Annotated in this window: 10 protein-coding genes and 1 tRNA gene; 4 read left to right on the forward strand and 7 right to left on the reverse strand. The window is 60.5% G+C overall.

Annotated elements, in window-relative coordinates; translation table 11 throughout:
- Window positions 1-87 precede the first annotated feature (87 nt).
- The 3 genes from ACGTN6_RS01925 to ACGTN6_RS01935 all read right to left on the reverse strand — a co-directional run bounded on the left by ACGTN6_RS01925 (window position 88) and on the right by ACGTN6_RS01935 (window position 4,051).
- Entirely contained in the window at window positions 88-1,032 is a 945-nt protein-coding gene (locus tag ACGTN6_RS01925; RefSeq protein WP_394589538.1) for a helix-turn-helix transcriptional regulator, read from the reverse strand.
- Window positions 1,029-1,778 carry a siderophore-iron reductase FhuF gene (gene fhuF, locus ACGTN6_RS01930; protein ID WP_394589539.1) on the reverse strand — a complete coding sequence of 250 codons (750 nt, stop codon included), beginning with the start codon at window positions 1,776-1,778 and terminating at the stop codon, window positions 1,029-1,031. Before fhuF ends, ACGTN6_RS01925 begins: the two co-directional genes overlap by 4 nt.
- Window positions 1,779-1,918: 140 nt before the next feature.
- Window positions 1,919-4,051, reverse strand: a complete 2,133-nt coding sequence (locus ACGTN6_RS01935; RefSeq protein WP_394589540.1) for a TonB-dependent receptor — start codon at window positions 4,049-4,051, stop codon at window positions 1,919-1,921.
- A 252-nt stretch (window positions 4,052-4,303) separates the two neighbouring features.
- Here ACGTN6_RS01935 and ACGTN6_RS01940 point away from each other — a divergent pair, with 252 nt between their 5' ends.
- Window positions 4,304-5,341 carry a hypothetical protein gene (locus tag ACGTN6_RS01940; protein ID WP_394589541.1) on the forward strand — a complete coding sequence of 346 codons (1,038 nt, stop codon included), beginning with the start codon at window positions 4,304-4,306 and terminating at the stop codon, window positions 5,339-5,341.
- 67 nt (window positions 5,342-5,408) lie between these two features.
- Window positions 5,409-5,485: transfer RNA gene (locus ACGTN6_RS01945), tRNA-Ile, on the forward strand.
- A gap of 120 nt (window positions 5,486-5,605) precedes the next feature.
- Here the strand turns inward: ACGTN6_RS01945 and ACGTN6_RS01950 are convergent.
- Genes ACGTN6_RS01950 through ACGTN6_RS01960 form a run of 3 tightly spaced genes read right to left on the reverse strand, consistent with a single transcriptional unit; the run spans window position 5,606 to window position 7,656 of the window.
- The gene (locus tag ACGTN6_RS01950; RefSeq protein ID WP_394589542.1) at window positions 5,606-6,295 is read right to left on the reverse strand and encodes a PP2C family protein-serine/threonine phosphatase; all 690 of its coding nucleotides are present in this window, start codon (window positions 6,293-6,295) and stop codon (window positions 5,606-5,608) included.
- A complete protein-coding gene (locus tag ACGTN6_RS01955) occupies window positions 6,295-6,999 on the reverse strand; it encodes a hypothetical protein (protein WP_394589543.1) in 705 nt (234 codons plus the stop codon). The genes ACGTN6_RS01950 and ACGTN6_RS01955 overlap by 1 nt, the downstream gene beginning before the upstream one ends.
- Before the next feature lie 3 nt (window positions 7,000-7,002).
- A complete protein-coding gene (locus ACGTN6_RS01960; protein ID WP_394589544.1) occupies window positions 7,003-7,656 on the reverse strand; it encodes a MarR family transcriptional regulator in 654 nt (217 codons plus the stop codon).
- A 222-nt stretch (window positions 7,657-7,878) separates the two neighbouring features.
- Between ACGTN6_RS01960 and ACGTN6_RS01965 the strand changes: the two genes are divergently transcribed.
- On the forward strand, window positions 7,879-8,256 hold the full coding sequence (locus ACGTN6_RS01965) for a type I restriction-modification system subunit M N-terminal domain-containing protein (protein ID WP_394589545.1): 378 nt from the start codon (window positions 7,879-7,881) through the stop codon (window positions 8,254-8,256).
- A 154-nt stretch (window positions 8,257-8,410) separates the two neighbouring features.
- Here ACGTN6_RS01965 and ACGTN6_RS01970 read toward each other — a convergent pair whose 3' ends face one another.
- Window positions 8,411-9,325, reverse strand: coding sequence for a LysR family transcriptional regulator (locus ACGTN6_RS01970; protein ID WP_394589546.1), 915 nt, complete (start codon window positions 9,323-9,325; stop codon window positions 8,411-8,413).
- Between the two features lie 107 nt (window positions 9,326-9,432).
- Here ACGTN6_RS01970 and ACGTN6_RS01975 point away from each other — a divergent pair, with 107 nt between their 5' ends.
- Entirely contained in the window at window positions 9,433-12,888 is a 3,456-nt protein-coding gene (locus tag ACGTN6_RS01975) for a molybdopterin-dependent oxidoreductase (protein WP_394589547.1), read from the forward strand.
- Window positions 12,889-12,910: the final 22 nt, after the last annotated feature.

Raw genomic sequence — 12,910 nt, forward strand, 5'->3', positions numbered from 1 at the left:
GAATGGGTAACGCGAAGTAATGAGAATTATTGCTTTTAATGGGGCGGGTCGAGGTATGCGCAATGCTCACTGCTCTATGCGCGATGCTCAGTCGTCGTGGAGCAGGGAACTCGGCGCCACGCCGTAGCGGCGACGGAATGCGGTAGCGAAGTTGGAGGCATGGCGATAGCCGCAGAAGTGGGCGGCCTGCTGCACGCTGTAGCCACGTCGCAGATAGTCGTGGGCGAGGCGCAATCGGCATTCGCGCAGGTAGTCGAAGACGCTGCGGCCGAAGGCGGCCTGGAACTTGCGCCGCAGGCTGGCGGGGCTCATGGCGGCCAGCCGGGCCAGGGTTTCCAGACGGTGCTCGGCGGCAGGGGTCTCCTCAAGCGCGGCGCGCACCCGCTCCAGGCGCTGGTGTTCCCCGGGAGGCAGGGGCATCGCGGGGCCGGACGCCCGGGCCATCGCCGGGGGCAGGCCGTGGGCCAGGAGCTGTAGGCCGAGCCCTTCCAGCAGCAGGCCCTGGGCGCGCTCGGGCAGCGGCGAGGCCAGGGCCTGTTCGAGCCCCTGACGCAGCGGGGTGGGCAGCTGCCAGGAATGCATGCGCGAACCCTCGTGTCCCGCAGGCGCCGCGCCGAGCTCTGCCAGGCGCGACGCGTCGAGTCCCAGGGTCAGGGCGCGGATACGCTGCCCGGCGGGCTGGGTGGCCTGCAGGCCATCGCGGCGGTTGAGCTGCACGCTCAGCGCCGTACCCGGCGTCAGGACCAGGCGGCGGTCCGCCAGGCGAACCTCGGCTCGACCCTCCAGCATGACCACGATCGACAGCGGCGAGGGCGCCCGGGAGCGGGAGTCGTAGCGATGCAGCACCTCCACGTCGGAGGCCACCAGCTCCATGCCCTGACCCAGGGCCATCTCGCGGACCTCGCCGCGCACCACCGGTTCTTCGGCCCTGGCGTGCAGCGCGGGCACCCGGTAATCGATGCCGTAACGCCGCCCGTAGGCCTGCAGATCGCGGGCGGTATGCTGGCGCACCTGGGAAGCGATCGCGCTCATGAGGCTGCCTTTGCCGCTCGGGCATCGCGTCGGCATTCGAGCGGGCAGTTGCCGCAGTAGCCGAGCTCGTCGATCAGGTAGCGGATGCAGCATAGCCGGCGCACCCGACGCGGCGCCTCGGCGTCGTCGGGTTCGACGTAGCGCACCGGACGATACAGCGGGTTGCGGCGCCCGTCGGCCAGCTGGCGACTGGCCATGAGGCGGTGGGCCTCGTCGGCGCCGTGGGGCGAGGCCATGGGGTGGCTCGGCAGGGCGCTGGCGAAGTACTCGAAGTAGTTGCCGGCGTTGCTCCAGAACACCTTCGGTGAGGCCCCGGTGAGGGAGGCCAGGGCCTCGATCAGCGGCGTCAGATGGCCATCGAGCAGGGTGGCGAAGCGGGACAGGCCGTCGAGCTCATCGAGCGGACGGCCGGCGTGCAGCAGGTGGAGCCCGGTGGTCTGGCCCTCCGGCGACTGAGAGAGGTGCAGCTCGTCCAGCCCCAGTGGCAGGTCGCGCTCCAGCAGCAGATTGGCGGCCAGGCCATGGGCGCAGAGCGCGCTGAAATGCCACTTGGACCATAGCGAGGCCACGGCCCGGCGATCACCGTTGCCGTATTGGACGCCGAAGCGCTCGAGCAGCGCCGCCAGGTAGGCCGGGTCGAGTAGCTGGCGGGCGGGCAGGCTGTCGGCCGCGGGCGTCGCCGCGACCTGCGGGGGTGGCAGGTGCTGCAGGGGGCCGATATAGAGCTGCGACAGCGCGAGAGTCATGGCACATCCACCGCCGAAGGGAAACGTCGGCATCTTATATCAAATGGTAATCGTTATCAAAATGGCGGGCGGCGAAACGACAGCGCCCACCGAGGGGTGGGCGCGGGGTGGGGCAATCGCAGCAATGAAGCAGCGTTTCCCTAGTAGTCCATGGACCAGGTCAGGGTATAGGTGCGACCGCGGCCCTGATAGTCGTAGAGGTATTCCGGGCCGTAATAGGGGGAGTAGAACATCGCGGCGCGCTGCCCCCAGACGGTGGAATACTCCTTGTCCAGCAGGTTGGCCACGCCGAGGCTGACTTCCCCGACCGGCAGGGCCTGGCGGAGGTTCAGGTCCAGGGTGGTGAAGCCGTCGATCTTGCGGTCGTTGTCGTCTTCCAGGTCGAAGGCGTGGTTGGCCTGCAGGCGCGCCGAACGCTCGCCCTGGAGGTCCTGCCAGCCGAGGAAGGCGGTGGCAGAGGACAGCGAGGCGTAGCGGGCGTCACGTTTCTCCCATTCGCCGTCGGCGTTTTCCTGCTCGGAGCGCACCACGTGCAGGGTCGCGCCGGCCTCCAGGCCGCTGTCGAAGTAGCGGGTCACGGCGCCCTCGAAGCCGTAGTCGCGCTTCTTCTCCTCGACCACGCTGACGCTGAGATCCTCGGCATTTTCCACGGCCTTGTCGGACCAGGCGTAGTAGAGCGCCGCCTGGGTCATCCAGGCGCCGCTGTTGTAGCGCCAGCCCAGTTCGACCTGGTCGGTCTTGATGGCGGACAGCGGGTTCTGGTCGACGCTGACCTCGGCGCTCTTGCCGTAGTACTTGGCCGGGTCGGGCAGCTCGAAGCCCTGGCTGAATTGCAGCCAGTTCTGGTGGCCGTTGCCGTAGTCGTAGAGGACGCCGGCGTTGATCAGGGTGGCGTCATAGTCGTTCTCGCCGCCGGGAATTCCCTGGAAGTCCTCGACCTCGACGTCCATGTGCTGGCGACGCACGCCGGCGGAGAGCTGCAGCCCTTCGGTGGCCTGCCATTCCCCCTGGGCGAAGGCCGAGATGCCGTCGACCCGGTAGCTGGGGTAGCGCGGCGTCACGCCGGCCTCTTCCTGCACCAGGCCGCCGGTGGCGTCGGAGACGGCCTTGTCGAAGGTCATCTGGCTGGCGTCGAAGGACTCGCGGTCCAGATCCAGGCCGTAGGTCAGCGACAGGGTGTCGGTGAGGTCGGCATCGAACAGCGCCTTGAGGCCCGAGAGGTCGGTGTTCTGCTGGGAGGCACGGAACTCTGAGCCGCCGGCCACCGGGTAGGGGAAGGCCTGGAAGCTGGCTTCCTCCTCGCGGTGGAAGGCCTGCAGGTAGAAATTCTGGCCGAGCAGGTCGGCATGGTGGTACTGCAGGTTGACCATCTTGCGGTCGGTGGCCGGATCGCGGTCGGAGGAATAGCCGTCGCGGATCTCGGCGTCGTTCAGGTCGGGGCTGGCGGCGTCCAGGTTCGGGAAGTAGACCCCGCGATCCCCTTCGTAGCCGGAGCGGTACAATTGGGCGCCGAACTGCAGGCTCTGCTGCTCGGTCAGTTGCACGTCCAGGCCGCCCATGACGTCGATGCTGCGATTGTCCTGCAGGTCGGTCTGGGCGATGTCGGGGAAGATCTCGTTGCCGCCGGCATCGAAGTGGCGGCCGTTGTCCTGGTAGGCCACAGCGAGGCGGCCGCGGACGGTCTCGTTGCCGCCGCTCATCGACTGGGCGAGGCGGTAGTCCAGGTCGTCGGCGCCGTTGAAGCCGGAGGTCATGCCGGCCTCGGTGGCCAGGTGGATGCCCTCTCGATCCCCCTTCTTGGTGATGATGTTGATCAGGCCGCCGGTGGCGCCGCCGCCGTACAGGCTGCTGGCCCCCGAGAGCACCTCGACGCGTTCGATATTGAAGGGATCGATGCTATCGAACTGGCGCGACAGGCCCCGAGAACTGTTCAGCGAGACGCCATCGATCAGCACCTGCACGCTGCGCCCGCGCATGTTCTGGCCGTAGTTGGTGCGTCCCTGCGGCGCCAGGTCCAGGCCGGGCACCAGCTTGCCCAGGGCCGTCTTCAGGTCGGCACCGGTGCGCAGCTGCGTCTGCAGCTGCTGCTGGTCGACGACCCAGACTGCCCCGGGAATGCGGCTGATCTCGGTGGGGGTGCGCGAGCCGACCACCACCATGGTGTCCTGAATGTCAGCCTCATCCGTGGCCTGGGCGCTGGCCTGGGCGAAAGACGGGCCGGCTAGGGCGCCGGTCAGGGCCGCGACGCTGGCGGCGAGGTAACGTGGGTTCATGGGATCTCTGAATCGTTCTGATAATGGATGTCAATTGCATGAAACGCGGGCGAGTATAGCTAAATATGCAAAGAGCAAGAAAGGTTCTTATTCGTGGCTATGGTCGAATCAGAGTGGTGGCACGGCTGGCTGGGGGCGTCCGATGAGATGGCCCGGGTACGCCAGAGCTGGCATGGCTGCGAGGTCATCGCGCAGTGCCCGGCGGCTGTATTAGGCTGGGCAAGCTTCGCCATTCCCACACGGAGGCTACCCATGGCCAACGCCCGGATCCTGCAGCAAGGCACCATCCACTGCTTTCCCGCCGGCCTGCGCGACGAAGGCGGCGAGATCGTCAACGCCGAGATCTCGGCCGTACTCTACGACGGCGAGAGACTGCTGCTGGCCAGCGACAAGCCGGTGCCCGGCGACGAGCGCTCTGCGGTGTTCGCTCTACCGCTGACGCCGCAAGGCCCCGACGATACGCGGCTGGAATACTTCACCACCCAGCGGCTCCAGCAGGCGGTGAAGTACGAAGACTTCGCGCTGACCACCGACGGCCGCCACGTGCTGGCGGCGACCGGCTTCGACCGCATCGACGACGAGAGCCATGCGCTGAATGACTACAACCACCTGCTGATCTGGCCGCTGGGCGAGCCCGAAGCCGTGCAGGTGGTGGACCCCGACCCGCGCGACGGCGTGGAGGGCTCGCTGGAGCTGCGCCGCAAGCTCGACGCGGCCATCGGCTTTCCCTACTACAAGATCGAGGGGCTGGCCGCGGTGCCCGGCGACCGCGGCGATGGCCTGCTGCTGTTCGGCGTGCGCGAACAGGGCAACGCTCACGACGACTTCGCGTACGTGAGCCGCGTGGTGGGGGCGCACTACCAGATCACCGACAACGGCAACATCGAGTTCGTCGACGCCCTGCGCGAGCACTTCAGCTTTGTGCCCCACGACCAGGCCGGCGTGCGCTTCGAGTGCGGGCTCTCCAGCCTGGAATACGACCCCTACCACGCCCGGCTCTACCTGCTGACCAGCTTCGAGGTCGAGGAGGGCGGCGAGGAACGCATTGGCGGCTACCTGTGGGAGATGAGCCTGGAGGAATTCCGCGACGGCGAAATCCCGCGGCTGGTAACCACCCCCGAGGGCGCGCCGCTGGAGTTCGAGCACAAGGCCGAAGGCCTGGCGGTGCTCGACCGCGAGCGACTGTTCGTGGCCTATGACAACGACCGCAACCTCAAGCTCGGCAGCGTCGACGAACGTGACGAGCGCCACGCCTGCGAAGCGCCCTATACCATTCTGGGGCTGGAATGACTCGGTCGGATCGCCATGCCGCTGGCCTCGGCCGGCGGCATTCGCTATCATACGCAACCGCTGATACGGGCCTATAGCTCAGTTGGTTAGAGCAGAGGACTCATAATCCTTTGGTCGCAGGTTCGAGTCCTGCTGGGCCCACCATCAAACAAGCGTTTAGGTTTTTTTCTTCCTGCCTTCTTCTCGTTACCTGTATCTCACAGGCTCGTCCATATTGTGTCCGGTGAAGAGTTGTGTCTCATCGCGCAACGTCGGCTTACCTTGTTAAAGATGGTTAAGGTTGTCGGTATCCGAGTCCTGGCCGATGTCAACAAGGGAAGCTTGCTCAACCGGCAAAGTGAGCAGGCTGGCATCGTCGCGCAGACTGTGCTCTGGTGTGCTCGCGTCAAGATACTCCTTCCAGTAGCCGTCGGTGCTGAGCAGCAGAGTTTGGCCCTGCTGCAGCGTCAAGGCTTGGTAATCGGGGGTTCTGAAACGCCTGGCGTTAAGGCACCTGGTCAGTTGCTGTTCATGCCTTTCCTGCTCTTCGCTTGAACGAGGGGGCGGTAAACCGGGCTGCTGCGCCAGAATATGTGGTGTGGTCAGCCATCGCGTTTCGGTTTTGAGCTGTAGGCCTACCCGGCAGTCGCCGCAGTGCCAGACTTGCGTCGCAAGTGTCTTCAGGTCGAGGCGGATCATGCAGTAGCTGGCGATATCGTGGAGGAAGCCGTGCCGGAGTCGGGTCTGTTCCTGTTTGAGGCGAGCATGAACCGCCGCCGGTGAGCGAGCAGATGCGTCGGCCAGCACTTGCAATACGACATCGGCCCAGTGCCGGGCTAGCTCTGCGCCTCCGGGGCCTTTCTCTGCGCCGTCGACCAGCACCGCCAGGAGGTGCTGGTCTTGCTGGCTCACGGCTGCGGCATCACTGTTGCGAGTTCGCTCGCCGCCTTGCCGGCTGAACCAACTGGCCTGCATTAGCCTCTCTCTCCGGCCAGGATCTCCAGACGCTCAAAGAGTAGCGCTTCGCGGTCCGGATCTCTGGCCTGGCTCTGCACGGCATACCCAAAGAGATCATTGTCGAGCAACTGAGCAAGTTCGGCGGCAATATAGGCCTGGAGTGTGCTATCGGTGCTGCGCACCTCCTCGAAGAGCTCGGGTCTGCCGTCCACGAGGTTGAGGATGTCTTCGATGTCGCGGCTTTCCAACGGATCATTCTGGCCGCGCCCCTTGTAGGCCTCAAGCTTGGTGGCGACGAAAAGCGGGGGATTGACCACGCGAATGGAAAGGCCGTCGCTCAGAGTGACCGGTTCGGCACTCTCAAGCGCCTGGCGATACCAAAGGTTGGTGAAGCCCAGCACCTCGTCATTGTCCGGCATCAGGTCGACCCGCAACTCACCCAGCTTCATAGCACAGATGGGCATGTCATCGTCCATTGATGAGGGCTCCTTGAACCCTTGGGCCTTCAGTGTCTCCTTGAAGCGTTGCAGGCTGGCGTAGGTCATGACGCTGATAATCAGATCCACGTCATCGGTACTACGCACCTGTTCGCGGGTGAAGGGATCGGTCAGCAGCAGCCCGGTCGTACAGCCGCCTACGAAAGCCACTTGCTCTCGCAGCTCTTCTCCCAAGGCTTCGGCCACCTGGCGCAGCATGTCGCGCTGATCATCGAATAGGCTCATTCGTTACTCCAGGTACTCTGCCAGCTTCTCGGCGGCAAGTTTGCTCTCGCGAGGGTGGCCAAGCCGAATCGCATCGACCAGGGCCAGCATGGCATACAGCTCGCGGTCGCGACGCACCGCGTAGGACACACTCTTGAACAGCGGCTCAATGGCTTGGCCCTTACTGTTGCCCCGGGCATCCGGCCAAACCATCAGTAGCTCACCCGAGCTGTAAAGTTGACCTTCCAATACTGGCGCGGCGAAGGTCGTCGCGATACCGCGGGTGATTTCGCCGGGCTTTGCCGGGAACACATAGCGCACCCCATGCACAATGAAGTTGAACAGGGCCCGGGCGTTGGTGCGTGGCACGCCACTCCTGCGATCCTTGCGAATCAGGCCAACCTCCAGACAGCGCTGCAGGGCCAGGCTAACTTGGCTTTTGCTTATCCCGGTTTCCTCGGCCAGGGCCCGCACGCTATAACGGGCGAGCAACTGATCGTCTTCAACCCCAGGCAAGCAGTCCTGATGCAACTCGATGTCGACGTCATCAAGCGCCCAGTCCCGCCAGTCATCGGGAAGCGCCTTCGAGCCTTTGCCAGCATGACGGTTGGAGCCATGATTTTCCCGGCTTCTGAGAGCCACTAGCTTCAACAGCAGACCTATGTCTTGACTTTTCATACTGCCACCAAGATTGAATGTCCCGCGTCCTAGGACACGGGACAGGCTCGATGAAGAGTTGCTTCGCTGTCAAGGAAAACCGTGCGGTGCGGGCGGTGTGCTTTGAACACCTTCTATCTGGGCGCGCATACCTCCGCGCTGGCAGGGCTGCTGAGAGCCCCAGCCCTGCGTGTATGATGCGCCTCAATCAGTCCTGAACAGCATAAGACGTGGGGAAGCATCGTGAACACGGAGAGTCATTCTCAACTGGCGGCCTTCATCTGGTCCGTGGCGGACCTGCTGCGCGGCGATTTCCGTCAATCCCAGTATGGCCGGATCATCCTGCCCTTCACCCTACTGCGCCGCCTGGAGTGCGTGCTGGAGCCCACCAAGGACGCGGTGCTCCGTGAAGCCCACGCCCATCAGGCCAAGCCCGAGGCGGTGCGCGAGAAGCTGCTGCTGCGCGCGGCGGATCAGCCGTTCTTCGAACGCCTCGCCGCTGACCCTCGGCATGCTCTCCGACGACCAGCTGTCTGGCGAGCGCTTCGACTTCATGCTCTCCAACCCTCCGTTCGGGGTGGAGTGAAAGAAGGTAAAGAAGGCGATCACCGGCGAGCATAAGCACCGTGGCTACGACGGCCGCCTCGGTCCTGGTCTGCCGCGGGTCTCCGACGTCTCGCTGCTGTTCACCGGTGGGGCCGCCTGACATCGAAGACGTCTGATGCCGGGCATTAAACCTACCGTTTTCTACCTTTCTATCGTCACTGTCTCGAGTTTAATTGACTTGCTCGCTAATTGTTCGTCGAATGAAGTCTCTAACGGCGATAATATTGCGCGGAAGCTCATCTCTCTTCTTCCATACGCAGCCGATATCCATCGTCGGGAGGCTTTCACTTAGTTCGCGCCGAATGATGCGTCGTCCTTCTAGAGAAAATGGTCGATACACCAGGTCTGATAGGATCGTGACTCCTTTTCCGAGAGCCACGAGGCTGCGAACAGCCTCTAGCGAACTGCTTTTGAATGCGACCTTGGGGGCGAGGCCATGCTCCCCCCAGTAGTGGTTCACCGTTTCTACGTGTTCATCCATGTCCAGAAGAATGAAATCGCTCTCGGCAATCTCATCAAGAGTAAGACTTTCCGGATGCTGAAGAGGACTCTCGCTGTCGAGCCATAACCGCCTGGGAGACCGCAGCATTGTCTCGTGCTCTAGTTCGTCATGGACCTGCATGTTGGAGACAAGAATGAACGCTAGATCGAAGCAGTCTTCCAGAAGCCCCTTTTCGATACTGGCCCTGTCGCGCTCTTCCATTATGATATTCAGGTTAGGGAATTGCCCAGTAAGCGATACTAACAACAATGGGATCAAGTAAGCGGATATCGTCTCAGTGACACCGATCCGGATCTGTCCATGCAGGTCGTCAGGGGAGCGTTGGATTTCCTTTATGGCGTCTTCGACCCCCAACAGCGTGTCTTGCGCCCGGCGCGCGAATCGTTCCCCAGCTTGCGTCAGGCGGACGCCCTTGGCATGTCGCTGGAACAGTTGAGCTCCGAGGCTCTGCTCCAGGTTCTTTAGTGCAATTGTCATCGACGATTGAGAGACGTGACAGCGCAAGGCGGCGCGGGTCACCTGGCCCGTTTCCGCCAGTGCCACTAGGTACTCCAATTGTCGGAGGGTTATGCCCGTGTTCATATTGAAAAAATCAATATTGATGAATTCATAATCTATATTAGCAATGAGGTCATGCGGAGTCTAGGTTCGTTGATAAGAAGATCAACGTTGTGGCCGGAGATTTCCCCATGCCAGTCGAAGAGAAGCGAGGTTACTGCACCTTATGCCGATCGCGGTGCGGGACCATTAATCATGTAAATGGCGATAGCCTTATCAAGGTGGAGCCGGACACTGATCATCCCACTGGCGCAGCCATGTGTATGAAGGGCCGTGCTGCTCCCGAGCTGGTTCATAGCCCCAACCGCCTGCTCTACCCGATGCGTCGAACAAAGCCAAAGACCGCAGAAGACCCTGGCTGGGAAAGAATTTCCTGGTACGAAGCAATCACCACTATCGCGGCGAGACTATCGGAGATTAAAGACGAATCAGGGGCGGAATCAGTTGCGTTTGGTGTGACCACGCCCAGTGGTACGCCCATGTCGGATAGCATCGATTGGGTTGAGCGATTTGTCCGAGCCTTTCAAAGCCCCAATATTTGCTATGGCACTGAGGTCTGCAATTGGCACAAAGATTATGCCCATGCCTTTACATTCGGCTGCGGTATGCCTACGGCTGACTATGCTAACGCTGATCTCATTATGCTGTGGGGCCATAATCCTACGAGCACGTGGCTCAGCCAAGCAAATGCAATCGGCAAAGGGAGAGATAAAGGGGCACGGATGATAGTGGTCGATCCGCGTAAGACGCCACTGGCGGCCAGTGCGGATGTCTGGCTTCGAGTACGCCCCGGTACCGATATGGTGGTTGCGTTGGGCCTGGTGCGGCAGATGTTACTGCACCAAAGCTTTGATTATCATTTCGTTCGCAGCTGGACGAATGCTCCTTTTCTGGTCCGCTCTGATGATGGGACGCTGTTGCGAGCAGAAGACTGTGAGTTTGCGCGGACGCAAGGGGATGACCCAATTCTCGATAGCTTCGTCGTGTGGGACAGTGAGGTCAATGCACCGGTTTGTTATACCCCACACAGCGGATCGTCACTTTCTCATGGAGTCCGTGCAGCACTGGCTGGGCGCTATCGTGTGTCGCTGGTCAATGGTGAAGTAGTTACATGCGAGCCTGTATTAGCTTTGCTTGAGCGTACTTGTGCTCCCTATACGCCCGATGTCGTCGAGCGAATCTCTGGCGTTGACACCGATTCGATGATCCAGGCTGCGGAATTGCTAAGCGCCAGTAAACGCGTTGCATATCATTCATGGACGGGCATCGGGCAGCATAGCAACGCGACACAGACCGAGCGTGCCGTTTCCATTCTCTACGCTCTGACGGGCAGCTTCGATGTTCTTGGTGGCAACCGCGTATACGCACAAGTTCCTGTTCGTTCAATCAAAGGATTAGAGCTTATTGAACCGGCGCAATTACACAAAGCCCTGGGCATTGGCCAACGCCCACTTGGACCTCCTGCCCAAGGTTGGGTTACTGCTCGGGACCTATATCGAGCCATCGTCTTCGGCCAGCCTTATCGTGTTCGAGCACTCATAGGATTCGGCACTAACATGATGGCCAGCCAAGGAGATGTCGAGCTGGGAAAAGCAGCCTTGCAGCAGCTCGAATTCCATGTGCATTGCGACCTGTTTGAAACTCCATCTTCTCGCTTTGCCGACATTATATTACCGGTTAATACGCCTTGGGAGAGAGAAGCACTGCGTGCCGGATTCGAGATCAACAACGTTGCGGTGGAGCATGTTCAGCTCCGTCAGCGGGCAGTCTCACCCCGGGGAGAATCAAAATCCGACATTGAGATTGTATTCGCTTTGGCAAAAGCGTTGGGAATGGACGAGCTCTTTTTTAACGGTAGTCTCGAGGCTGGCTGGAACTGGATGCTGGAACCGCTGGATTTGACCGTATCCCAGCTGCGCCAGAAGCCGGAAGGTGTGCGTTACAGTTTGACACAGGAGCCGAAGAAGTACAGCTGTATCAGCAATGGTAAGATCAAAGGCTTCGAAACACTCACCGGGAGGGTCGAGCTCTACTCAGAAATGCTGCTGCGTTATGGTTATGACCCGCTGCCCAAAGCCGAAGGCGTGCTCACGGACCACAAAGCTTCTTCAAAATACCCTTATACGCTCACTTCAATAAAAAACGGATTTTTCTGCCATAGCCAGCACCGTTCTATTGTGTCGCTGCGCAAGAGGTCGCCTTTGCCTGTTGCCCAACTCAGCCTTGAATTGGCGGCTAAAAAAGGTATAACGAAGGGTGATTGGGTGGTGATCAATACTACAGAAGGGCAGGCTCGTTTCTGCGCCAGCTTGAGCCCGGATTTAGATGCTGGAGTAATTGTCGCGGAATTCGGGTGGTGGCAAAGCTGTAACGAACTTGGGCGAGGCGGATATGCTGTCATAGGTGATGGTAATAGCAACTACAATGCTCTGATCAGCGCGCGTGATTCGGATCCAATCAGTGGCTCCGTGCCGATGCGTTCGTTCCACTGTGATATTCAGAGAGACCCTGCTCAAGATATCAGACGACGCACATGGGAAGGTTTTAGGCCATTCCGGGTTCGTACCATAAAGCGTGAGACGGCTGATGTCTTAGCTATCGAACTAGCATCCTCAGATGGCTCCCTGCTTCCTGATTACCTGCCCGGCCAGCACATTACTATGCGCGTTGGAAAGGACGGCTCGAACGAGCAACTCGTCCGTGCATACTCCCTGACCGGCACTGCACAAGAACAAGACAGGACTAGCTACCGCATAGCTGTTCGCCACTTACGGGGAGCGGACGAGAAAGGTAATGCTTTTGAGGGCCGGATGTCAGGTTATCTTCACAGGCATCTTCTGACTGGGCAGGAAGTGCACCTTGGCTCGCCCGGTGGAAACTTTGTTTTGCCTACCACAATGCATCAACCCGTCGTTATCTTCGCCGGGGGAATCGGAATAACACCTTTTATCAGTTACCTGGAGACTCTGGCACAGTCTGACGACATGCCTGAGGTATGGCTGCACTATGCGAACAGAAACAGTCAGAGCCATGCCTTTGCATCGCGTGTCAACGAGTTGAAAACCCGTCTGGCCGGATTGACAGTGATCAACTATTACAACGATCCGCTAGCGACCGAGATCAAGGGGGTTGACTACGACTCCAATGAACTAGTGTCGGCTGACGTTGTCCCGAACTCTCTGATCAAACGTCGGGCACGGTTTTATCTGTGTGGTCCGAACCCGATGATGACAGCTATTACCAATCAGCTAGTTGAGAGGGGAGTTCCCAGATTCGATATTTTTAGTGAGGTGTTTCGGTCTCCTGCGACTCTCACTGTCGATAATGACAAGCAATACAGTGTCTCCTTCCGACGCTCAAATCCTCGAAGTTACAAGTGGAACTCAGCGGAAGGGGTGCTCCTTAATTTTGCGGAGGCTCAGGGTATAAACCTACCCAGCGGCTGTCGGGTAGGGCAGTGCGAAAGTTGCGCAGTTCGCATTATTTCCGGGCAAGTCTATCACCTGAATGGCCAGGAGCCGGAAGACCCGGCCATTTGCTTGACTTGCCAGGCTGTTCCTGTGAGCAATTTGGAACTTGATGTGTGAATTATTTAAGAAGGAGTTGAGT

This window comes from Halomonas sp. B23F22_20, from assembly GCF_043496985.1.
In the GTDB taxonomy this organism is placed as follows: Bacteria; Pseudomonadota; Gammaproteobacteria; order Pseudomonadales; family Halomonadaceae; genus Halomonas.

Excerpts from the sequence above, each read along its gene's own strand:
- ACGTN6_RS01925 (WP_394589538.1), bottom strand. The coding sequence starts at position 1,032 with ATGAGCGCGATCGCTTCCCAGGTGCGCCAGCATACCGCCCGCGATCTG.
- fhuF (WP_394589539.1), bottom strand. The coding sequence starts at position 1,778 with ATGACTCTCGCGCTGTCGCAGCTCTATATCGGCCCCCTGCAGCACCTG.
- ACGTN6_RS01935 (WP_394589540.1), bottom strand. The coding sequence starts at position 4,051 with ATGAACCCACGTTACCTCGCCGCCAGCGTCGCGGCCCTGACCGGCGCC.
- ACGTN6_RS01940 (WP_394589541.1), top strand. The coding sequence starts at position 4,304 with ATGGCCAACGCCCGGATCCTGCAGCAAGGCACCATCCACTGCTTTCCC.
- ACGTN6_RS01950 (WP_394589542.1), bottom strand. The coding sequence starts at position 6,295 with ATGCAGGCCAGTTGGTTCAGCCGGCAAGGCGGCGAGCGAACTCGCAAC.
- ACGTN6_RS01955 (WP_394589543.1), bottom strand. The coding sequence starts at position 6,999 with ATGAGCCTATTCGATGATCAGCGCGACATGCTGCGCCAGGTGGCCGAA.
- ACGTN6_RS01960 (WP_394589544.1), bottom strand. The coding sequence starts at position 7,656 with ATGAAAAGTCAAGACATAGGTCTGCTGTTGAAGCTAGTGGCTCTCAGA.
- ACGTN6_RS01970 (WP_394589546.1), bottom strand. The coding sequence starts at position 9,325 with ATGAACACGGGCATAACCCTCCGACAATTGGAGTACCTAGTGGCACTG.
- ACGTN6_RS01975 (WP_394589547.1), top strand. The coding sequence starts at position 9,433 with ATGCCAGTCGAAGAGAAGCGAGGTTACTGCACCTTATGCCGATCGCGG.